21 protein-coding genes and 1 tRNA gene are annotated in these 19,614 nt (G+C 67.2%); 18 read left to right on the plus strand and 4 right to left on the minus strand.

The window, feature by feature from the left end:
• Positions 1-407 precede the first annotated feature (407 nt).
• Both ACFWI4_RS12640 and ACFWI4_RS12645 read left to right on the plus strand, forming a co-directional pair.
• Positions 408-1,376 carry a hypothetical protein gene (locus tag ACFWI4_RS12640; protein ID WP_387194382.1) on the plus strand — a complete coding sequence of 323 codons (969 nt, stop codon included), beginning with the start codon at positions 408-410 and terminating at the stop codon, positions 1,374-1,376.
• A gap of 35 nt (positions 1,377-1,411) precedes the next feature.
• Positions 1,412-1,774: a mCpol domain-containing protein gene (locus ACFWI4_RS12645; protein ID WP_387194385.1), complete on the plus strand. Its 363-nt coding sequence runs from the start codon at positions 1,412-1,414 to the stop codon at positions 1,772-1,774.
• 191 nt (positions 1,775-1,965) lie between these two features.
• On the opposite strand, the gene ACFWI4_RS12650 is transcribed toward ACFWI4_RS12645, so the two are convergent.
• The 3 genes from ACFWI4_RS12650 to ACFWI4_RS12660 all read right to left on the minus strand — a co-directional run bounded on the left by ACFWI4_RS12650 (position 1,966) and on the right by ACFWI4_RS12660 (position 4,784).
• The gene (locus ACFWI4_RS12650; protein ID WP_387194388.1) at positions 1,966-3,036 is read right to left on the minus strand and encodes a hypothetical protein; all 1,071 of its coding nucleotides are present in this window, start codon (positions 3,034-3,036) and stop codon (positions 1,966-1,968) included.
• Positions 3,037-3,318: 282 nt separating this feature from the next.
• On the minus strand, positions 3,319-3,984 hold the full coding sequence (locus ACFWI4_RS12655; RefSeq protein WP_387194391.1) for a YdcF family protein: 666 nt from the start codon (positions 3,982-3,984) through the stop codon (positions 3,319-3,321).
• Positions 3,981-4,784: a GntR family transcriptional regulator gene (locus tag ACFWI4_RS12660; protein WP_387194394.1), complete on the minus strand. Its 804-nt coding sequence runs from the start codon at positions 4,782-4,784 to the stop codon at positions 3,981-3,983. The genes ACFWI4_RS12655 and ACFWI4_RS12660 overlap by 4 nt, the downstream gene beginning before the upstream one ends.
• A gap of 448 nt (positions 4,785-5,232) precedes the next feature.
• Between ACFWI4_RS12660 and ACFWI4_RS12665 the strand changes: the two genes are divergently transcribed.
• From ACFWI4_RS12665 to ACFWI4_RS12730, 14 genes are all read left to right on the plus strand, one after another.
• On the plus strand, positions 5,233-5,490 hold the full coding sequence (locus tag ACFWI4_RS12665; RefSeq protein ID WP_387194397.1) for a DUF6284 family protein: 258 nt from the start codon (positions 5,233-5,235) through the stop codon (positions 5,488-5,490).
• Positions 5,487-6,020 (plus strand): hypothetical protein, encoded by a 534-nt coding sequence (locus ACFWI4_RS12670; RefSeq protein ID WP_387194400.1) that lies wholly within the window; start codon positions 5,487-5,489, stop codon positions 6,018-6,020. Before ACFWI4_RS12665 ends, ACFWI4_RS12670 begins: the two co-directional genes overlap by 4 nt.
• Positions 6,017-7,024 carry a DUF2637 domain-containing protein gene (locus ACFWI4_RS12675; RefSeq protein WP_387194402.1) on the plus strand — a complete coding sequence of 336 codons (1,008 nt, stop codon included), beginning with the start codon at positions 6,017-6,019 and terminating at the stop codon, positions 7,022-7,024. The genes ACFWI4_RS12670 and ACFWI4_RS12675 overlap by 4 nt, the downstream gene beginning before the upstream one ends.
• Positions 7,024-7,365 (plus strand): RRQRL motif-containing zinc-binding protein, encoded by a 342-nt coding sequence (locus ACFWI4_RS12680; RefSeq protein WP_387194405.1) that lies wholly within the window; start codon positions 7,024-7,026, stop codon positions 7,363-7,365. The genes ACFWI4_RS12675 and ACFWI4_RS12680 overlap by 1 nt, the downstream gene beginning before the upstream one ends.
• A gap of 78 nt (positions 7,366-7,443) precedes the next feature.
• Positions 7,444-9,006: a hypothetical protein gene (locus ACFWI4_RS12685; RefSeq protein ID WP_387194408.1), complete on the plus strand. Its 1,563-nt coding sequence runs from the start codon at positions 7,444-7,446 to the stop codon at positions 9,004-9,006.
• Position 9,007: 1 nt separating this feature from the next.
• A complete protein-coding gene (locus ACFWI4_RS12690) occupies positions 9,008-11,125 on the plus strand; it encodes a hypothetical protein (RefSeq protein WP_387194411.1) in 2,118 nt (705 codons plus the stop codon).
• Between the two features lie 234 nt (positions 11,126-11,359).
• Positions 11,360-11,662: a hypothetical protein gene (locus ACFWI4_RS12695; protein ID WP_387194414.1), complete on the plus strand. Its 303-nt coding sequence runs from the start codon at positions 11,360-11,362 to the stop codon at positions 11,660-11,662.
• A 396-nt stretch (positions 11,663-12,058) separates the two neighbouring features.
• Complete coding sequence (locus ACFWI4_RS12700; RefSeq protein ID WP_387194417.1) at positions 12,059-12,220, plus strand: hypothetical protein; 162 nt, start codon at positions 12,059-12,061, stop codon at positions 12,218-12,220.
• A gap of 91 nt (positions 12,221-12,311) precedes the next feature.
• Complete coding sequence (locus ACFWI4_RS12705) at positions 12,312-13,040, plus strand: DNA methylase (protein ID WP_387194420.1); 729 nt, start codon at positions 12,312-12,314, stop codon at positions 13,038-13,040.
• Positions 13,037-13,954, plus strand: a complete 918-nt coding sequence (locus tag ACFWI4_RS12710; protein ID WP_387194423.1) for a bifunctional DNA primase/polymerase — start codon at positions 13,037-13,039, stop codon at positions 13,952-13,954. The genes ACFWI4_RS12705 and ACFWI4_RS12710 overlap by 4 nt, the downstream gene beginning before the upstream one ends.
• On the plus strand, positions 13,951-14,382 hold the full coding sequence (locus ACFWI4_RS12715; RefSeq protein WP_387194426.1) for a hypothetical protein: 432 nt from the start codon (positions 13,951-13,953) through the stop codon (positions 14,380-14,382). Before ACFWI4_RS12710 ends, ACFWI4_RS12715 begins: the two co-directional genes overlap by 4 nt.
• The gene (locus tag ACFWI4_RS12720) at positions 14,379-15,536 is read left to right on the plus strand and encodes a DUF3631 domain-containing protein (RefSeq protein WP_387194429.1); all 1,158 of its coding nucleotides are present in this window, start codon (positions 14,379-14,381) and stop codon (positions 15,534-15,536) included. Before ACFWI4_RS12715 ends, ACFWI4_RS12720 begins: the two co-directional genes overlap by 4 nt.
• A gap of 168 nt (positions 15,537-15,704) precedes the next feature.
• The gene (locus tag ACFWI4_RS12725; protein ID WP_365734053.1) at positions 15,705-15,905 is read left to right on the plus strand and encodes a helix-turn-helix domain-containing protein; all 201 of its coding nucleotides are present in this window, start codon (positions 15,705-15,707) and stop codon (positions 15,903-15,905) included.
• A gap of 72 nt (positions 15,906-15,977) precedes the next feature.
• The gene (locus ACFWI4_RS12730; RefSeq protein ID WP_387194433.1) at positions 15,978-17,366 is read left to right on the plus strand and encodes a tyrosine-type recombinase/integrase; all 1,389 of its coding nucleotides are present in this window, start codon (positions 15,978-15,980) and stop codon (positions 17,364-17,366) included.
• Positions 17,367-17,413: 47 nt separating this feature from the next.
• Here ACFWI4_RS12730 and ACFWI4_RS12735 read toward each other — a convergent pair.
• Positions 17,414-17,487, minus strand: a tRNA-Thr gene (locus tag ACFWI4_RS12735).
• Positions 17,488-17,725: 238 nt separating this feature from the next.
• Here ACFWI4_RS12735 and ACFWI4_RS12740 point away from each other — a divergent pair.
• Together ACFWI4_RS12740 and ACFWI4_RS12745 are read left to right on the plus strand one after the other, a co-directional pair.
• Positions 17,726-18,862, plus strand: a complete 1,137-nt coding sequence (locus ACFWI4_RS12740; protein ID WP_387194436.1) for an ABC transporter ATP-binding protein — start codon at positions 17,726-17,728, stop codon at positions 18,860-18,862.
• Positions 18,863-19,128: 266 nt separating this feature from the next.
• The gene (locus ACFWI4_RS12745) at positions 19,129-19,578 is read left to right on the plus strand and encodes a hypothetical protein (RefSeq protein WP_385399477.1); all 450 of its coding nucleotides are present in this window, start codon (positions 19,129-19,131) and stop codon (positions 19,576-19,578) included.
• The last annotated feature ends 36 nt before the right edge of the window (positions 19,579-19,614 follow it).

A 19,614-nucleotide genomic window follows, 5' to 3' on the forward strand; every position in this document is an offset into this window, starting at 1 on the left:
GGGCGGTCCGCCGAGCAAAAAGCCCAGGTCGAGTCTTGGGCGACCTGGGCTCTCTCAGAGCCCCCTGTCGGATTCGAACCGACGACCTACGCATTACAAGCTGTCCGACCTTGTTCCGCAGCAGTCCGGAGGCATCCGGCAGCGAACCTTTCTCACAGGTCAGGGGCCATGCTGGACGTTCGTGGATGAGTGCAGAGCACGACGGACGCCACATCAATCGAGACTGGAACTGAGACTGACCTCAGCCATCACCTGGGTGTCCTGTGGGCCGGTATCTTGACCCTCGAACCGTACGAGAGAGTGCTTCGGGGGTACTGATGGCTGGTCGGATCCGTAGGAGCTACCGCCGAATCAATGAGGACAGGGCGATTCTCTCCGCTCTCTTTGCCGCTCTGGGGTCAGCTTTGGTGGCTGGAACGTTCCCAGAAATCTTGAAGTTGATTCCAGGAAAAACAAGGACGCTCTGGATCATAATGATCGTCGGCTTTCTCGTACTGGTGGCGAGTTGGGTCAACCTTCACGGCCGCACCGGGGTCGGAGTGGCGGTATTCCTACAACCCGCTCCCACTTCGGGATGGTCTGACGCCCGCCTAATTGAACATTCCTCCACAACAAGAAGCCACCACGTCAGCTTCTTTTATGTGAATGTGGACGAACTACACCCAGGCTTGACCGGAGACGCTAGAGCCGATCTCACCCAACGTGCGATTGAGGCAAGACTCAAGGAAGAAGAACCAAAGAACTCAAGCCACGTATCCTTCTACCTGACATGCAGTCTCGCTAATGCATTTCGCTTGGGTCAAAGCATCTTCAATAGCAATCGAGGCGCAGGACTGCGCATTCTTGAGTTCAAGGATATCTCGGTTCATCAAGTATCAACAGCGGGCCCAAATCCCCCTCTTCCACCCTTGACGCTGGAGGGAACCCCAAGCGGGCCGCAGACGAATCCGAGCAGCTATCAACTTACGCCCATTGTCAGCCGGAACACCATCGCCCTATCCCCGACCGGCGGACAGAACGTTAACCGACATGCACTCATTGTGAACATCACAAATAATTTGGCTATGGTCGCAGAAGCCAAAGATGCAGCAGAAGGTACACAGGGACAAAATGGTAGGTATGCGGTCGGGCCTCAAGACCTATGCAGCAGCGCACTCATCTACCAGTGCACAGCACCCACGTTCCCCGACGATAAATCCGCATACAATGAGCTCCTAAAAGACATTATCCAGTACTGGTCATTTTATCTATCCACCCAAGCAGCATCCCATGGATCCATCCCCGAGGGGCGTCTTTTTATTTCAGGCCCCACATCATTGGCTTTTTCACTCGGGGCCCTTATTTCAAATTCCACGAAAGTGGTCGAATACGTTTAGCTTGGACATGACCAGCCTCAGAAAGGGGCACCCTCTTGGCGTTCGCCATTATCGACGGTGACGACGTAGGCAATAAAATCGAATCCCGCATACTCGCTAATGACGTCACGGGTTTCGTTCGTACATCAAAGATGATTGCCGACGTCGTGCACAATTTGGTTGACTATACGTCGACGCTTCCCGGAGTCACCGTCATATCGTCGGGCGGAGATAGCGTTCTTCTACAAGTCGCCGAAGATTCTATCGCCTCATTGATGGAAGCTCTCGAAGAATCACAGGATCCGGGCGTTTTCACGTTCTCCGTCGGAATCGGACAGACTCTCCGAGAGAGCTTCATCGCGCTGAGGGTTGCCAAGTCATCCGGGAAGCGCCGGATCTCGATCTTCGCGGACAATTGACAACGTGAAGAATCACGCGCGACAGGTTCCCCTGTGGCGTGGATTTTCGTTGGCTAAGCACATCGCGTCCCCTGCAACACCGAACATGAGCGGAACGCTGCCGCGTACATGGGGACGGCCCAAATGGGGTCGATGTTCCAGCCCTCTGACGTTACTAGGCAGGGAAGCCGAGGGCAGCAGCGCCGCTGCGGTCATTCCCGACTGTGCTGGTGACGTTGAGGGAAGGCGTCGCCGGTCGGCCAGAGCTCGGGAAGTCCGAGTGCGGCGTGGACGGGGCCAAGCGCGGGCTGTCGCTCGATCTGGACCTCAGCCAGTTGGGCGGTCGCCCAGATAGAGAGGACGGGTGCCGGAAGTGAGTTGAGGTTGGGGCTTTGCCAGAGGACAGGAGTGTTCTTGGTCCAGGTCCAGGGTGCTGGGTTGTCGACGGTGAGGACGCCACTGACCCGGCTGTGTCCGTGGTTGTCGGCGGCAGTCCAGTAGCCATCGGACAATCGGCCGAATGTCGATCCGCCGGCATAGGCGTACTCGACCGTCCTCCCGTACAGCGCGCTCTCAATGTCTTCGTCTTCGGGGAAGACGGCTGCGTGGCCAACCGCCACGATGAACGGCAGTTCTAGGTCACCGTACTTCCCGCCTTTCTTGCGGACAGCGTCGAGCACTCGCTCCGAACCGTCTTCGACCATCCACGCCGACGGGTAGATGCCGATAGTCCTGCTAGATGGATCACCACGCTTGCCGGGACTCCGGGGGATCGCCTCAAACGTGAGGCACCAGCCAGCTTCCTGCCAAGTGTGCTTGGGAAGCGGCACCTTGCGTTCATAGTCAGCGATGACTTGGTCTGGATCCAAGCTTGCAAGCCAATTCGTCAGCTCGGCCTTCAGCCGTTTCTGGGGCGGCGTGGTCGATCCGGCGCTGTGAAGTTTGCAGGACACGAAGAAGTTTGGACTCGGCAGACGGTCGATTGCATCAGTCAACTGCGGCGGAAGTGCGTTGGACCCAGCGTCGCTCAGCTTCTCAACTTTCCAAATTGCCTCGACAATGAACTGCTCGTCATCACGAGTGACCAGGAAGTCGGGCCTGTTGCCACGTGTTCCAGTGCGCTGTTCGACCTCTACGCTACATCCGGAACCGAGCAGCATTTCGTGTAGGTACAACTCCCACAGAGCAGAGAAGACGTTCGTGTCGGAGTTCCGGTCCCGCAGCCGACTGAGCAGACCGGGCTGAGCATGGTCGGGGAAGCGCGACCACCATTTGTTGATCACGTTCCGAACTTGGTCCCAGAAAGGACCGGCAACTCTCTCGAAGAACTCGGACGTTGACTCAGCCGCCCGCTTTGGTGCCGGATCCGTCCGATTCCATCTCGTGTATACGCTCATGACGTACGATCGTAGGCCGCTTGGCGGATCTCTCGCCCCATTTTTTTCCTGCGTTCAGCAGCAACTGGAGCGAAGCGATGCAGAGCATGAGACGCCTCACGCCTCCCAGGGCTACCCCGAAGTAGAGGGCCTAACAAGGTCGCCGCACATCCAGAATGCCCAGCACCGTCAGGCCCGGTCTGCGGTTTCCGGGACGAGCCGGCTCGTGAACCCCTGGTCGCGCAGGCGCTCAAACGCGGCCACGATGTCGGCGGGAATCCTCTGTTCGATGATGAACCCCTGTCGGGGATAGATCATGAGACGCTGCTGAGCGCCGACCATCATGTCGAGCACAAGACGCGCGTCACCGATCGAGTCGATGTACTCGGGGAGCGTCATGGAGGTGGACGCACACACCCACTCCACGTCAGGCCACAGCTTGCGAGCAGTCGCATACGAGCGCCGCTCCTCGTAGGGCTTACTCACAAGCAAGACAGATGAGACGGGCACGCGCTGCTCCTCTAGCAATGCGCGAGAGAAGCGGATGTTCTCTCCCGTGTTTCGAGCCTTCGGCTCAACCAGGATGGCCTGCCCGGGAACCCCCAGCTCCACGGCACGCTCGCGGTAGTGCTCGGCTTCACCTCGGGGCATCCGCTCTTGAGTCGTGCGGCTGGTCGCTCCGGAGAAGACGATCAGAGGGAACATGCCCCGGAGGTACAGGTCCGCCGTGGTGTCGGCCACCCCCAAATCGTGACTGCCAAGAACGACTGCCACAGAGCATGGGCGGGGCTCATCGCCCATCTGCTGGAAGTTCCACAGCAACTGAGCGTCCGCCCATACCTGAGCCGAGATCACTCGCCCTCCACCTGCGCCTTTGCCGAGTCGGGCACCTGGAAGTCGTACGACCAAGCGAACCGTGTCGCCGCATGTACCCCGACGGCGAACTCAATCACCGTACCGTCCGCCGTGCGCGTGGTCCGGTGGAGTTCGACCACCCACTCACCCGGCGAGAGCTGAAGCAGTTGAGCCTCATCCGTGGTGGGCGCGCGAGCAAAGAGAACCTCGGTCATGTGGTCGATTTCGTATCCGGCGTCGTAGAGGACCCTGAAGCCTCCACCCTTCCCGGCCGGACCCGGGGTCGGGTCGACGATCCGGGTTCCTTCAACGTGCTCAGGCCGGTAGTAGCTCGTCAGGGTGTGGGTCGGCTGCGTGCCCTCTTTGACCAGTCGGGCACGCGCATACACCTCGGCCCCCTCGGGGAGACCGTGAGCAGCGGCCACGGCGGCTGGCGCCTTCACACGACTGACGGTCTGAGTCTGCTCGTTCCGGTTGTACGAGCGCCCGGACGCGACCCGGTCGGCGATGAACGCGACCTCATCGCTGTCCCGCCACTTGGCCTTGTCGTACCGCGCGATGCCCAATCGCTTGAGCGGAGGCTTCGACCGGACGACCGTGCCGTGGCCGCGGGTCATCGCGACTAGCCCCTCGGCTTCCAAAGCCTTGTAAGCCTTGTGGACCGTCTCTTTGGAGCCTTCGCCCGCCTCTACGAGCTCCCGAATCTGCGGAAGCTGCTGGTCGGGCCCAATCTCGCCGCTCCTGATCAGCCCGGCGTACCGGTCAGCCAGCTCCCGCCACTTTGGCGCCTTCGGTGCCATGTCGACTCCTCCCGACAGATCCAAGTGAAGCACATAGTCCTAGGACTGTTGACAGTCCTAGGACTGCGATGCATTCTCATCTCAGGCCGCTCGCAGTCCTAGGACAGCGAATCGGAGGGCTCTCTTTGGGTTGCCTTCCAACTGCGGCTAGGGGCCCGGGGCAGAGCGGGCCGAGGGCGGACCCGACCCTTGTCATTCGGGACGGCTTGAGACCGAAAGGTCACGTCTCCATACGCCTGAAACGGGAGCCCGTGTTCCCGGAGGAGACACAACGCACGACCACTGCCTACCGCGGCATTTCGTGCCGCGGCCGGTTGCCTCCGCTGCTCGTCTCGCACGAGCAGCGCCGAGGGGAGCCGGATCTACCGACTTCAACGGCGCGCGGCCCCGGTGCTCGAACACCGGGGCCGCTGTTCGGGCCGTTCACCCCTTGAGAGGAACACGACCCATGGAATCCATTGTGACTGTTCAGGACGCTGTTACCGCGTTCGCCGACTTCATGGAGCCGACGGATGCGGAGCTGGACGCGATCGAGCAGGAAGCGCCGCTGATTGCCGCGGAGCTGGAGCTGCTGGACGTGCAGATCGCTCTGCTGGACCGGCAGGCGTCCACGCTCGGGCAGCGCAAGCTGCGCCGCGCGACGCACAAGGTACTCGCGGAGCGGGCGACGCTGGCCAACCGCGCTGCGGCGGAGGAGGCGGCATGATCCGCCTCGTCACCGGAGCCCGCCTCAACGGGCTGGAGGCGGAAGCGAACGCGGCCCGCGAGCAGGCGCGGCAGGCAAGCGCCGCCGCGACCGAGGAATTCGGCTCCCACGTGCGGGAGCTGTTCGCGGCCACAGCCCGCGCGGAGCACGCCGAGACCGCTACCCGTGAGCTTGGGGTGCTGCTGTCTGCCGCGGTCACGGAGCTGGCCGACGCGCAGAAGGAACTTCTCCTGAACGGCATCACGGTCCGCCGGTTGCGCGAGGAACTGGCCGGGGCCCGGGAGTCGGGGCGGGAGTTGACGCTGCTCATGCACCACGGGCAGCCGCACACGATCTACCCGTCCCGCAAGGACGCTTTCGCCGACACGGCAACCCACGGAGTGCCGGAAACGGTCCGTTGGATGCCCTGCGATGAACGCCCGGCCGCCGCGTTCACGTGGCGCCTTGAGGCGTTCATTCGGGAGGGCAGCGCGAGCGGGTTCCGCCCGGCGCTGCGGCCCGTTCCGGAGCCGGTCGGGGGTGCGGCGTGAACAGCGTTCAAGTGCGTTCAGCGGAGCGCGCATTGTCGGCCGGCACGTGGTTGATCGTGTTCGGGGCGATGCTCTATTCGGTCCTGACGGTCACGCCGTTGATGGCTGCTCACACGGCCGATCAGTGGGACTGGACCGCGCCGATCCTGCCGCTGGTGGTGGATGCGGCGGTGGTCATCGTGGTGAAGCTCGATGACGTCCTGGCTCGTCTCGGGGGCAACGGCGGTAGGTGGCCGGTGGTCCTGCGGTGGATGACCGGGCTCATGACGCTCGCCCTCAACACCGCGGATGCCGCGCTGGCAAAAGACCTGGTGGGCGTAGCTGTCCACGCGGTCGCGCCGCTGCTGCTGATCGTCACCGCGGAGACCGGACTGGCCTACCGCCGCGCCATCGCCTCCGCCCTCAGCGCCATCCAGGCGGCGCAGAAGGTGGAGCGGGAGCAGGCGGAGCAGGAGGCCCGGGAGCGCGGAGAACGGGCCCGCCGCGAGGCACGCGAAGAGCGTGAGCACGCCGAAGCGCTGGCGCGTGAACAGCGTGAACACGAAGCCCGGCTCGCCCGCGAGCAGGCCGAGCGGGAAGACCGCCGGGCTCGGGAGGAACGCGAAGCCCGGGAGCGTGCGGAAGCCTTTCAGCGCGGGGAGCGTGAACGCCGTGAACGCGAGCGTGAACAGCGTGAACAGGACCGCCAGATCCGTGAACAGCAGCAACAGGAGCAGGCCGAAGCAGCGCGCCGCGAGCAGGCCGAGCAGGCCGAGCGTGAACAGCATGAAAACGCGGAGAAGTTGACGCGTGAACGCGCTGCTCTGCTGGAGCGCGGGCCGGCCGCGGGCAAGCTGCCCGAGGACAAGGCTCACGACATTGTGGCTGCCGCGTTCGCTACCGGGCTCTCGGTCCGGTCGGCCGCGGAGCTGTGCGGTTGGTCGGTCGGGTGGGTGTCCGCCCGCTACGCCGAGCAGCGCGACTCCGACAACGGGACCACCGGTCTTGCCATCGGCGGCAACTGATGGCCGCCCTCCCTGTCTACCCCTGGCACCTCGCCCCCGACGGTTTAGCGACGCTCCGCCAACTGCGAGCGCGCGGTTTGCGGCCCGGCGGGCAGGACGTCGCCGCGCAGATCGAGCGGCCCCGCTACCGGCGTGGGCCGCTCGTCGCCTACCTGTACGAGATCGACAGAGCCAAGCCCGTCCGCCCGATGACGCCGGCGAAATGGGCCGCGCTCGCCAAAGCCAATACGGCGCGGCGTACCTGCCCACAGTGCCAACGGGATGCCGGATACGTCATCCCCGCATCCTTCGGCACGTGCGTGCCCTGCGCCTACCCCGACGACGAACAGTGCGCCGCATAAGCCCTGTTGGCAGGCCCGACCGGAAGACCTCTCACAGACCTCGGTCGGGCCCTACTCCCGTGAAGGAGTGCTCACAGCATGACGGAACTCAGCACCGAGCCGGTAGTAGTCCCGGCTCCCCCGACCACACCTCCCCCGCCACCGACCACCGCGCCCACCATGACCAACGGTGAGGCGAAGGAGGTGGACCACACGCCGGGCGGGTGGCCGGTCGTCCCGCTCGCCCTGTCCGGCGTCAACGGCAGCGTCGGCGCGGTCGCCGCCGCGTCCCTGGCCGGTGGTCCCATCGCCGCGGCGGTGGCCGCGACCGGCATGGTCGTCCTCGGCACCCTCGCCGCCGCCCGCTCCAACAAGCCCAACCCGCGCCGCGAGGCCCGCCGGACTGCGGTCCGCAACGCCGGCCGATCCGCCGCCCGCACCTCCGGGCTGCGCAGCTCGGGCAGCCGCGGCAGCTCCGGAGGTTCGCGCGGTGGCCGCGGCGGTGGCCGGTCGGGCAGCGTGCCCAAGCAGCACCGCCGCACCAACAGCACCGGGGCCCGGCACGGCGCCACCAGCGGCGGAAAGGCTCTGCACAAGTCTGCGCACGGCCCGGCCAAGCACAGCGCGGGCAGTGCTACGGGCCGGTTAGGGCAGGTCAAGGCCCTGCGAGCAGCCCAGAAGGATGCGGCAGGCTCGCGCGGTGCGCAGCGCAGGCAGACCGGCGACGCGCGGCGTGCGGTCGCCGACGCTCGCCGCAACGCCAACGCCAACGCCAACCACGGCACCAACCGGCCCAACAAGCGGCCCGGCCTCGCCGGTCGCCTGATGGGCGGAGCAGCCCGTAAGGCCCGCGCGGCGCGGGACGCGGCAATCGCGCAGCAGCGCAACAGGCGAGACGCGAGGACCGGCGGCACGGTCGCCGCGCAGCGGGCCGCGGTGCGTAAGGCACCGGCCCGCCGGGCGGCCCGGCAGGCGTTGCGCAGGTCCGCGGCCCGCTTCCAGGGTCGGCGCCTGCTCGCCGCGCTGCTCTCCCTGCCGGTCGGGCTGCTCGGATTGATCACCACCCCGATCGGACGCAAGTTCGATATCCCGTGGTTGATGTACCCGGGGCGCCGCCTGTACCGGCGTCTCGTGCAGACCGCCGCGGAGCAGCGCGCAGCCCGGGATGAGACCGCACGCGAGCGGCAGCGCGAGCAGGAGGCCGCCGCGGACGCGGAGGCCACCAAGGACGGCACGGACGGCATCGCGGAAGACGTTCAGCGTCCCGCGGCCACGGTTCCCACCAGCACGACTACCTCTGTGAGTGAAGGAGAGCACGTGTCCGGATTCCGGTTCGAAGAGGCCGCTGCCGAGATGGAGCAGGCCGCCAACCAGTACCAGCCCGAGAACGCCATGGAGATCCTGGCCATGGTCGAGGGACTGCCGGCCGCGCTCACCGCGGTGGCCAACGTGATGAAGATCCTCGCGGAGCGCTCCGACTCGGAGTTCCCGCTGGAGAAGGAAGTGGCCGATGGGTTCAACGACATCTTCGGCGCGCTGATGAGCGCCGTCGCGGTCGCGGAGGACATGGGGCCGCTGTTCCGGCAGGCCCACGAGCAGGACATCGCCCGGCACGAGGACCCCCGCAACGGCACCGAGGCTGAGAAGGGCTGGAACGTCTGAGATGAGCAGCACCGCCACCGCCACAAAGAAGAAGCAGGTGCAGCAGCAGGGCAGTGGTCCGGTGCTGGACTGGGCGGCCGGTCACGGACCCGTGACCGGCGCTCTGTCCGCCACCACCGGAGCCTTCGCCGTCGCCACCAGCGGCGCCGCCCTGTCCATGCCGCCCGGATGGGCGCTGACCGTCGGCGCCGCCGGGGCTCTCGGTCACACCGTCGCCGGTCTCCGCGTGCGCAACGCGGGCCGCACCCTCGCCTTCAAGGCCGCATCCTGGCTCGTCGGCGCCGGATGGACCACCTGGGCCATGACCACCGGCCCACTGACCTGGACCGCTCTCGGATCGCTCACCGCGATCGGGGTGGGCATGGGGGCCGGTGCACGGTCTGTCGCCCTGTACGAAGAGGCTCGCGAGGACGAAGCCAACGCCGCAGAACAGCGCGCCATCAACGCGGAGCTGTCCGCGGAACGACGAGCCATTGCCGCGGAGTGGGTCGACCGCGTCCAGCGGGTCTGCTCCATCACGATCCGCGTGGTCGGGGTGGAGATCTGGGCAACCGGCGCCGGGTACTCCATCGACGCCGAACTCCCGCCCGGCGGCGCCACCTGGAACAGGATTGCCGGTGAGTCGCCGCGGCTGTCCGCGGATGCGCGGCTGCCGCACGGCTGCACCGCCACCGCAGGCCCCGGCATTCATCAGGGCCGCGTCATCATCGACGTGACCACGGTGAACGTGCTGGAGGAAGTGCGCAACTACCCGGCGGACTACGGGCCGCTGTCCGTGCACACGGGCATTCCGTGGGGCTACCGGACGAACGCCGAACAGATCCTCGCCTACCTGCGTGAGCAATGCGCGCTGATCGTCGGCCCGACCGGTTCGGGCAAGACGAACATGGTCCACAACATCCTCGCCGGGTTCGCCCGCGCCGAGGACATGCTCACCTGGGTGATCGACCTCAACGCCGGATCGGCCGGACTCCCCTGGGTGCTCCCGGCACTCAACGGGGAGTTGACCCGGGAGGACGGCAAGCCAGTTCGGCCCGGCGTCGACTGGTTGGCAGGGACGTACGAGGAAGCCGCGGCCATGCTCGATGCCGCGGTGCGCGTGGCCAAACAGCGCAAGATGGGCTACCAGGCCCTTCTCTCGAAGGCCAACACGGACCTGCTGCCGGTCAGCGCGAAGATCCCTCAGATCATGCTCGTCATTGACGAGGGTGCGGAGATCCTGGCCAGCACCGACCGGCAGATCCGCAAGCTCGGGGAGAAGATCCTGGAGGTGATCCGGATTGCCCGCGCCATGGGCGTCCGGACCGTGATCACCGCGCTCGGGGCCACCGGCAGTGTGCTCAACAACCTGATGATCCGCCGCGAGGCAAAGGTCCGCGTCGCCCTGACCGGCGGTGAGACCGAGGGCATGGACCTGTCCAAGATGTTCCCCGGCAGCCGCGGCCTCCGCGTCGATCAGGCCCCGCACAAGGGAGCCGGGTTCATGGGCACTCCCGAGTCGCCTGCCGCGTTGTTCAAGACGTGGCGGATTCTCCCGAACCAGATCCGGGAGATCACCGCCGCGACCTCCGACCGGCACCCCACGCTCGATGACGTGTCCGCTCAGGCCGCCGGACCCGCGTACGCGCGGCGCTGGGATGCGGAGCGCACCGCATGGATGCGTGACCAGGTCGCCTACGACGACAGCACCGATGCCGAGCCGTACGGGCCGGCGTCGGCCCTGCGCCTGTCCGCGCTGAGCAAGCAGCAGGAGTCCCCGGAGGACGCGTTGGCTCGTCGGTTCCGGGAGGAGATCGACGCGCAGTTCGGCACCGCCCCCGAGCCGCGTAGCAGCGAGCAGGAGGACGGTGCGGAGCGGCCGGCCGGACTGAACCTGTCGGCCCTGCGGGGCGAGGAGGACAGCCCCGCGCAACAGGCCGCGCTCGCCGCGCTGCTCGCCGCCGGTCCCGCCGGGACGGGAGCGTCCGCGATCGCTCGCGCGCTGGAGGAAGCGTTCGGGACGACGCGTCAGACGGTCGTGGGGTGGCTGAAAACGTGGACACACGACGGCATCGCCGTTCGCGTCGGGGAGGGCACCAAAGCCCGCTACGTCCACCGCAACCACGCCCCGGATGCCTGATCGCTTGTCGCTTGTCGCCTCCGCGCCAGGGCTTGTCGTCCGACGGGCCCGTGGGGCCCGGAATCGGGTTGTGACCTGGGAGGCGACAAGCGACAAGACAAGCAAGACGACAAGCAAGACGACAAGCCGCACGACAAGAGAGACGACAAGCCAGACGACAAGCAAACCCACCCCGCTGCGGGCCCGTGCCACCACTTTGGCGCGGGCCCGCGGCCTGCCCTGAGGGAGTCCGAAATGAGCCAGCCCACCCCGCCCGGCCAGATAGCCCCGCACATCCCCGCTGATGTCTTCCAGCGCGCGCAGGCGACCGGGCAGCCGGTCGTGGTCGTGGTCCAGAGCGCCCCGGCCGCCTTCCCCTGGCAGCGGCTATTGATCCCGTTCGCGATCGCCGGGGCCGCCGCACTCGGCACCTGGGGCGTCGTCCTCGCCATCGCCTGGCTCATGGACGCGGCCGCACACACCGCCACCGTCATCGCAGGCACCGCCGGACCCATCGGGGCCGGCGGCATCACGCTCAAGCTCGCCCGATCGAAGTAGCCCTACCCTCCCGAGCCGCCATCCGGCGGCGCGGCGCGCGGCTCCGACCGACGCGCAACGCGAGAGGGACCGCCCCGATCCCCGATGCCGTCCCGCACCCGCACCACCGCTTCACTCCCTCCACCACAGCGAAGGGCGAGGGGCAGCAGAGGGGATGTCAGCGTCCCGACCACGCTCCGGCACGCCTGTCACCAGCGGAAACACGTGGTGGCCGAATCAGTGAGCGCAAGAGAAGTCGCAACAGATGTCGCAACAGTAGGCGTAACCCATGCCGCAACAGATGTCGCGCGTTCGCCTTCGCAACATGGCCGCCTTTGACGGCGACAGCGCCAAACGACACCAGCAAGGCTCCAACAACCCCACCCACGTCAACTGTTGATACCTGGGAGGACTCGCGTGCTCGACAACGAACCGTACTGCGACCACTGCGCCGACCACGGCTGTTCCGGACACGAATTGTGTGACCACTGCTCCGGCGACATCTGCAACGAGTGCAACGGCTGCGACTGCCCCGACACCTTCTGTCCCGGCCCCGCCGCCCACGCCAACGACCACTAGCTACGCCAAGGGCGGCCCCCACGTCTCGCCAAAGTCACGGGGCCGCCCTTGCCAACCCAGCATCCAACGAAGGAACTGGAGACAACCCAGCATGACGCAACCGACCGACATCCGGCGAGAGCACGGCTTACGGCCCCTCGCCCTGGACCTCTTCTCCTGCGCCGGCGGCGCCGGTAAGGGACTCGCCGACGCAGGTTTCGACGTGGACGGCTGCGACACGGCCGACCGCCCCAACTACCCCTACCCGTACCACCGGGGCGACGCGCTCGAATACCTCGCCCACCTGATCGAGTCGGGGGAGATCCGCCGCTACGTGTACGTGCACGCCTCCCCGCCGTGCCAGGACAAGTGCACGCTGACCGTGGGCACCAACCGCTCCCAAGGATGGGGCGGAACACACGTGGACCTCGTCGCCCCGACCCGGGCCCTGCTCGAACAGACCGGGCTGCCGTACTCGATCGAGCAGCCCAACGGACGCGCCGAGATCCGCAAAGACCTGACCCTGTGCGGAGAGATGTTCGGGCTCGGAGTCATCCGCCACCGCAACTTCGAGTTGGGCGGCTGGACCATCGAGCAGCCGGCGCACGTCCGACACCGGGGCCGTGTCCGTGGATGGCGGCACGGCGAGTACTTCGACGGTCCGTACGTCGCCGCGTACGGCAACGGCGGGGGCAAGCCCTCCATCCCCGAGCTGCAAGCCGCGATGGGGATCACGTGGACGGAGGTCCGCGAGGAACTGACCGAGGCCATCCCGCCCGCCTACACCGAGTTCATCGGCCGCGCGTTCCTCGCGCGGACCGTGTTGGGGGTGGCAGCGTGAACGGCACCCCCAGTTCGGACCTCACGCGGATCGGTCTGCTCGCGTGGGCGACGCAGGCCGCACAGCGCGGCTGGCACGTCATCCCGCTCCGACCCGGCGACAAGCGCCCGGCCGGCCACGCGGAGAAGCACTGCCCGGCTGCCGGGCGGTGCGCGGACGGACACAGGACACCCGAGCAGCGCGCCACCACCGACACGGCCCTGCTCGCCGCGGCGTGGGGACAGGCGCCGTACAACGTCGGGATTGCCACCGGTCCTTCGGGGCTGCTGGTCATCGACCTGGACACGCTCAAGCCCAAAGATCCGAAAGGGACGCCTGACGGCGTGACTTCTTTTGCAGCGCTCTGCGAGCGCGCCGGGCAGGTGGCGCCCACTACCTACCGGGTCCGGACCGCACGCGGCGGTGAGCACCTGTACTTCACCCAACCGCCCGGAATCCGGCTGCACTCCACGGCCGGACGCCTGGCGAAGAAGATCGACACCCGGGGGTGGGGCGGGTACGTCGTCGCCCCCGGCAGCACCACGCCGGACGGCACGTACACGGTCCTGGACGACCATGAGCCCGCTCCGCTGCCGGACTGGCTGCGGGAGGCTCTGACGGACGCTCCCGTCGCGGTGGCGGGGCCGTTGCGACTGCCTGTGGTGGCGGGCAGCCTCGCGGCGCAGGCGGCGCTGGAGGCCGAATGCGCCGCGGTGGCCGGGGCTGCGGACGGCACGCGCAACAGCGTGCTCAACCGCAGCGCGTTCAAGGTGGGGCGATTCGTCGCGTGGGGCGACCTTCCCCGGCACGTGGTGGAGGAGGCCTTCCAGGCGGCGGGAGAGTCGGCCGGACTCACCGCTGCCGAGTGCCGCACCACGATCCGCAGCGCACTGGACGGCTCCATCCGAACCGTCCGGCCGCGGGAGGCAGCATGACCACCCCCGACTCCCCCCACCTGGAAGGCCAACCCCAACCCGTCAACCACCCGAACCCCGCCCGAGCAGCGGCACCGCGGCCGGCCGTAGGCGAACCGAAAGGCGCCGCCCGCAAGGGCGTCCCTTCTGCTGTTCGCTCTGAGAAGTTCCGCAGCAACCAGGCCCGCCACAGCACACCCGACCCGACACCGGATGAGCCCGGGATCCGCATCTACGCCCCACCGGTCTACCGCCACCACTACGACGGGGCCCGCTGGTGGAAACAGCCCGGCGACACCCCCAACGCCGCCTACGCCTGCGCCTGCGGGCAGACCGGCACCGCTACCGGAGCCGCGGACGTCGCCGCGCTCGCGGCCGAGTACGCCGCCCACAAACCCGCCTGCACGGGCAAGCCCGTGACTCTGCCTGAAGGGAGGGCCGCCGCATGACCGACGCCATCGACGGGGCCGCGCTGCTGGACGAGGTGGAAGCCTTCCACCGCCGCTTCAACGTCTTCCCGCACGAGGCTGCCTATGTGGCCGTCGTGCTGTGGGACGCGCACGCCCATCTGCTCGACTGCTTCGACTCCACTCCGCGCCTCGCCTTCCTGTCCCCCGAACCGGGGTCGGGGAAGTCCCGGGCGCTGGACGTGGTCGAGACCCTGGTGCCGCGTTCCATGGCTGCTGCGGATGCGTCCGCAGCAGCGTTGTTCCGGTCCGTGTCCGGCATCGACGGCGGCCGGCCCACCATCCTGTTCGACGAAATCGACACCATCTTCGGCCCCAAGGCCGGGGACAACGAGCAGCTACGCGGCTTCATCAACGCAGGCCACTCACGCGGACGTCCCATGTACCGGTGCGTCGGGGACGGCTCCAACCAGCAGGTACAAGCCTTCCCCTCGTACTGCGCCGTCGCTGTCGCGGGCCTCGGATCTCTGCCCGACACGATCCTGACCCGGTCCGTCATCATCCGCATGCGCCGCCGGGCCAGGAACGAGAAGGCCGAATCGTTCCGCACACGCATCCACGTGCGGGAGGGCAACCAGATCCGTGACCGCCTCGCCAAGTGGGCCGAGTCCGTGGAGAAGCAGGTCGCTGGTGCCTTCCCCGCGCTCCCGGACGGGGTCACTGACCGTCCGGCGGACGTGTGGGAACCCCTGCTCGCCGTCGCCGATGCCGCTGGGGGTGTGTGGCCCGGGCGGGCCCGCGAAGCCTGCGTGACCCTGGTCAACGCCTCCCGTGCCAACGACAAAGGCAGCATCGGTATCCGCCTGCTGACGGACCTCCGCGACCACGTCCTCATCGGCATCGACCGCCTTCCCACCGTCGCCATCCTCGACCGCCTCAATGCCCTCGACGACGCCCCGTGGGCGGACCTCAACGGCAAGCCGCTCGACAATCGGCGCCTGTCCCAGATGCTCGGCGACTACGTCACAGCCGAGGGGGATCCGGTCGTATCCCGCAACATCCGCACGGCTGGCGGAGTCCTCAAAGGATTCTTCGCCAAGGACCTCGAAGACGCGTGGGCGCGCTATTGCCCTCCGCCAGGGTCCGCTACATCCGCTACGCCGCTACATCCCAGGTCAGAGCAACTGAATCTGTAGCGGCAACCGCCGATGTAGCGGCTACGGCCACCCGCCCGGAAACCGCCGTAGCCGCTACATCCGACCCGTCCGCTACAAAAATCATGCCGCTGACCTGCGATGTAGCGGTGTAGCGGATGTAGCGGACTTCTGAGAGGGACCCTGAACCCACAGAGGAGACACGTCCTGATGAGCAGCACACGCCTGGCAACCGATCAACTGCTCTACACCCCCGAAGCCGCCGCCGAGGTTCTGTCCTTCGGCCGCTCCACCGTCTACGAGCTGATGGCCGAAGGACTCCTCAAGTACGTGAAGCGAGGCCGCTCCCGCCGCATCCGGCGCAGCGACCTGGAGGCGTTCGTCAACAGCCTCGAACCGTCGCCCAACTGACCCCGACCGACAGCCCGACCGAGGCGGCCCCGGACCACGTCGTCCGGGGCCGCCTCGCGCATGGAGGAACGCATGAGCCCCCGCAGACAGAACATGGAATCGTCCATCTACCTGGGTGGCGACGGCTGGTGGCACGGTCGCGTGACCATGGGCGTCAAGGACGACGGAAGCCCGGACCGCCGTCACCGTCGCGGCAAGACGGAGGCCGAAGTACGGCGCAAGGTCAAGGAACTGGAGAAGCTCCGTGACAAGGGACGGGCTCCGAAGGCCGGCCGCGCGCCCACGGTGGCCGCGTGGATGGAGAACTACCTGACCAACATCGCGAGCCTCAAGCTCCGCCCGCGCTCTCTCGACGACTACTGGTCCAAGACCCGCAACGACATCATCCCGGGCGTCGGCCAACACCGCCTAGACAAGCTCGCACCCGAGCACCTGGAGCGGATGTACCGCGCGATGCTCGACGACGGGCACGCCCCCTCGCATGTGCTGAAAGTCCACCGCATCCTGTCGCGTGCCCTGAAGATTGCCCACCGACGCCGGATCATCGCCGAGAACGTCGCCACCCTCGTGGACCCGCCCACAGTCGACGAGACCGAAGCCAACCCGTTCACGATCGAGGAAGCGAAATCCTTCCTGCGAGCAGCGGCGAAGCGCCCCACCTCGATGCGCTGGATCGTCGGCGTCGGAATGGGATTCCGGCAAGGGGAAGTACTCGGCCTCCGGTGGCCGTACGTCGACCTGGAAGGGGAGATGTTCCACCCCCAGTGGCAGTTGCAGCGGCTCACCTGGCGCCACGGCTGCAAGGACCCGAACAGGTGCGGGGAACGGCTCCACCGATTCGAGCCCTGCCCGCCGGACTGCACCACGCACAAGGGATACAAGCGCGGATGCCCCGCACTGTGCCCGAAGGCATGCACACGGCATGCGAGCGCCTGCCCTGACCGAAAGGACGGCGGTCTCGTATTCACCCGCCCCAAGACGAAGAAGAGCCGCAATTCCGTGCCGATCCCGCCGCCGTTCATCCCCTTCCTGAACGAGCACAAGGCCCGGCAGGAAGCCTTACGTGAAGCCGCGGGCGACGGGTGGGAGCACCACGGCGCCGTTTTCACCCGACCCGATGGCCGACCGCTCGATCCCCGGGCCGACTGGGAGGAATTCAAGGATCTGCTCGCCGAAGCGGGCATCGACGACCGCCGTCTCTACGACGGAAGCCGTCACACGGCCGGCACGATCCTGAACGAGCTGGGTGTGGACATGGTCACCATCATGGAGATCCTTCGGCATACCCAGATCAGCCAGACGCGTCGGTACGTAAAGGGCCGCTCCCATCTCTCGAAGGACGCAATGCGCCGGATGGGCGACACCTTCCTACCCCCGCCCCAGGCCCCGACTGAGACCGCAACTGAGACCCTGGACAGCCGCGCGGCCCGCGCCGCTCGCCGCCGCCGACGCATCCGCTGAACGCAAGAGCCCAGCTCAGACACAGTCTGAGCTGGGCTCTTGCAGGGAGCCCCCTGTCGGATTCGAACCGACGACCTACGCATTACAAGTGCGTTGCTCTGGCCATCTGAGCTAAGGAGGCCTCGCCCGTGGTGGGGCGGGTGTGCCCGTGCAGTGTACCCGCGTCGCGGCGGGGGGCCGTCGGGAGTTTCCGGGAACTTCACCGGTGCCGGGGTGCTGACAGAACACATGAACGCCAGGTAGCGTCCTGACCCAGTTCACTCATATGGACTACACCACTATGGGCGTTTCCATAGTGGATCACCACCTTTACAACGGATCGTCCGGCACGTTCCTGCCGGTGAAGGGGGCCCATCACCATGGCCACTGTCTCGTTCGACAAGGCGACCCGGATCTACCCGGGTTCCGAGAAGCCCGCCGTCGACGCTCTCGAGATCGACATCGCGGACGGCGAGTTCCTCGTCCTCGTCGGTCCCTCCGGCTGCGGCAAGTCCACCTCGCTCCGCATGCTCGCGGGGCTGGAGGACGTGAACGGCGGCGCCATCCGCATCGGCGACCGCGACGTCACGCACCTGCCGCCCAAGGACCGGGACATCGCGATGGTGTTCCAGAACTACGCGCTGTACCCGCACATGACCGTCGCCGACAACATGGGCTTCGCGCTCAAGATCGCCGGCGTCAACAAGGCCGAGATCCGCCAGAAGGTCGAGGACGCGGCGAAGATCCTCGACCTCACCGAGTACCTCGGCCGCAAGCCGAAGGCCCTCTCCGGCGGCCAGCGCCAGCGTGTCGCCATGGGCCGCGCGATCGTGCGCGAGCCCCAGGTCTTCCTCATGGACGAGCCGCTGTCGAACCTCGACGCCAAGCTCCGCGTCTCCACCCGTACGCAGATCGCCTCGCTCCAGCGCCGCCTCGGCATCACCACGGTGTACGTCACCCACGACCAGGTCGAGGCCATGACCATGGGCGACCGTGTGGCCGTGCTCAAGGACGGTCTGCTCCAGCAGGTCGACTCGCCGCGCAACATGTACGACCGCCCGGCCAACCTCTTCGTCGCCGGCTTCATCGGCTCCCCGGCCATGAACCTGGTCGAGGTCCCGATCACCGACGGCGGCGTGAAGTTCGGCAACAGCGTCGTCCCGGTCAACCGCGAGGCCCTGAAGGCCGCCGCCGACAAGGGCGACCGCACGGTCACCGTCGGCGTCCGCCCCGAGCACTTCGACGTCGTCGAGCACAACGGCGAGGCCGCCAAGTCGCTCTCCAAGGACACCGAGGACGCCCCGGCCGGCCTGGCCGTCTCCGTGAACGTCGTCGAGGAGCTCGGCGCCGACGGCTACGTCTACGGCTCCGCCAAGGTCGGCGACGAGCACAAGGACCTCGTCGTCCGCGTCAACGGCCGCTCCGTCCCGGACAAGGGCGCCACGCTGCACGTCGTGCCGCGTCCGGGCGAGATCCACGTGTTCTCCACCTCGACGGGCGAGCGCCTGTCCGACTGACGTCCGCGTCATCCGGGCGAAAGCCCACACCCCATAAGGGTCGAATTCACCCACGTTGACGAAGAGGGCCCCGCGGCGGACCGCGGGGCCCTCTTCGTTGTCGACAAATACCCCGGCAGACCGGGCATTTCGACCACCACGCGAGCCCGCCACGACCCCGACGAGGCCCCGCGCGTCAACCCACTACCCGGAAAAACCAACTTCCCCGTCCCCCGAACCGGTGACTAAATGTCGCCAAATCATCACCCCGCGCTACCCTCACTCGCGTGAAGCACTCCACCACTAACCAGCGACCCCGGCGTGGCCGTGGCCCCGCCCGCCAGATCGGCCGCACCCTCGCCCTCGTTCTGCCTGTCGTCCTGGTGCTCTCCGGGACACTCGCGGTCACCCAAGTCAACTGGTCGGGGAATCCGTCGAGCTCGGTGCTCACCGCGTCCTCCGAGGAGGTCTCGACGCGAGCCGTCTCCCGTGCCCCGCAGGACGTCCTGCGCGACAAGCTGCTCATGGAACTCCAGGAGAAGAACCCGGGCGTGGCCCTCACCCACCTCCAGGAAGCGGTGAACGGCCGTCCCTCGCTCGCGAAGCACTGCGTGTCCATCGCCCGTGCCCTGGGCCGCGCCGCGGTCCGCGCGTACGGGCCGACGCGTGCCCAGTCCTTCGCCCGGCCCGTCTGCGACACGGCGTTCGCCTCGGGGGTCGCGGCCACCCATCTCTGAGGTCACGGTCACGGCCTGCCCGCGGCGCCCTGCCCG

This window comes from Streptomyces sp. NPDC127038, from assembly GCF_042725875.1.
Classification (GTDB): domain Bacteria; phylum Actinomycetota; class Actinomycetes; order Streptomycetales; family Streptomycetaceae; genus Streptomyces.

Bases quoted from the DNA above. Each gene is read 5' to 3' on its own strand.
- ACFWI4_RS12660 (WP_387194394.1), bottom strand. From the start codon at position 4,784: ATGGCACCGAAGGCGCCAAAGTGGCGGGAGCTGGCTGACCGGTACGCC.
- ACFWI4_RS12665 (WP_387194397.1), top strand. From the start codon at position 5,233: ATGGAATCCATTGTGACTGTTCAGGACGCTGTTACCGCGTTCGCCGAC.
- ACFWI4_RS12670 (WP_387194400.1), top strand. From the start codon at position 5,487: ATGATCCGCCTCGTCACCGGAGCCCGCCTCAACGGGCTGGAGGCGGAA.
- ACFWI4_RS12680 (WP_387194405.1), top strand. From the start codon at position 7,024: ATGGCCGCCCTCCCTGTCTACCCCTGGCACCTCGCCCCCGACGGTTTA.
- ACFWI4_RS12685 (WP_387194408.1), top strand. From the start codon at position 7,444: ATGACGGAACTCAGCACCGAGCCGGTAGTAGTCCCGGCTCCCCCGACC.
- ACFWI4_RS12690 (WP_387194411.1), top strand. From the start codon at position 9,008: ATGAGCAGCACCGCCACCGCCACAAAGAAGAAGCAGGTGCAGCAGCAG.
- ACFWI4_RS12695 (WP_387194414.1), top strand. From the start codon at position 11,360: ATGAGCCAGCCCACCCCGCCCGGCCAGATAGCCCCGCACATCCCCGCT.
- ACFWI4_RS12705 (WP_387194420.1), top strand. From the start codon at position 12,312: ATGACGCAACCGACCGACATCCGGCGAGAGCACGGCTTACGGCCCCTC.
- ACFWI4_RS12715 (WP_387194426.1), top strand. From the start codon at position 13,951: ATGACCACCCCCGACTCCCCCCACCTGGAAGGCCAACCCCAACCCGTC.
- ACFWI4_RS12720 (WP_387194429.1), top strand. From the start codon at position 14,379: ATGACCGACGCCATCGACGGGGCCGCGCTGCTGGACGAGGTGGAAGCC.
- ACFWI4_RS12725 (WP_365734053.1), top strand. From the start codon at position 15,705: ATGAGCAGCACACGCCTGGCAACCGATCAACTGCTCTACACCCCCGAA.
- ACFWI4_RS12730 (WP_387194433.1), top strand. From the start codon at position 15,978: ATGAGCCCCCGCAGACAGAACATGGAATCGTCCATCTACCTGGGTGGC.
- ACFWI4_RS12740 (WP_387194436.1), top strand. From the start codon at position 17,726: ATGGCCACTGTCTCGTTCGACAAGGCGACCCGGATCTACCCGGGTTCC.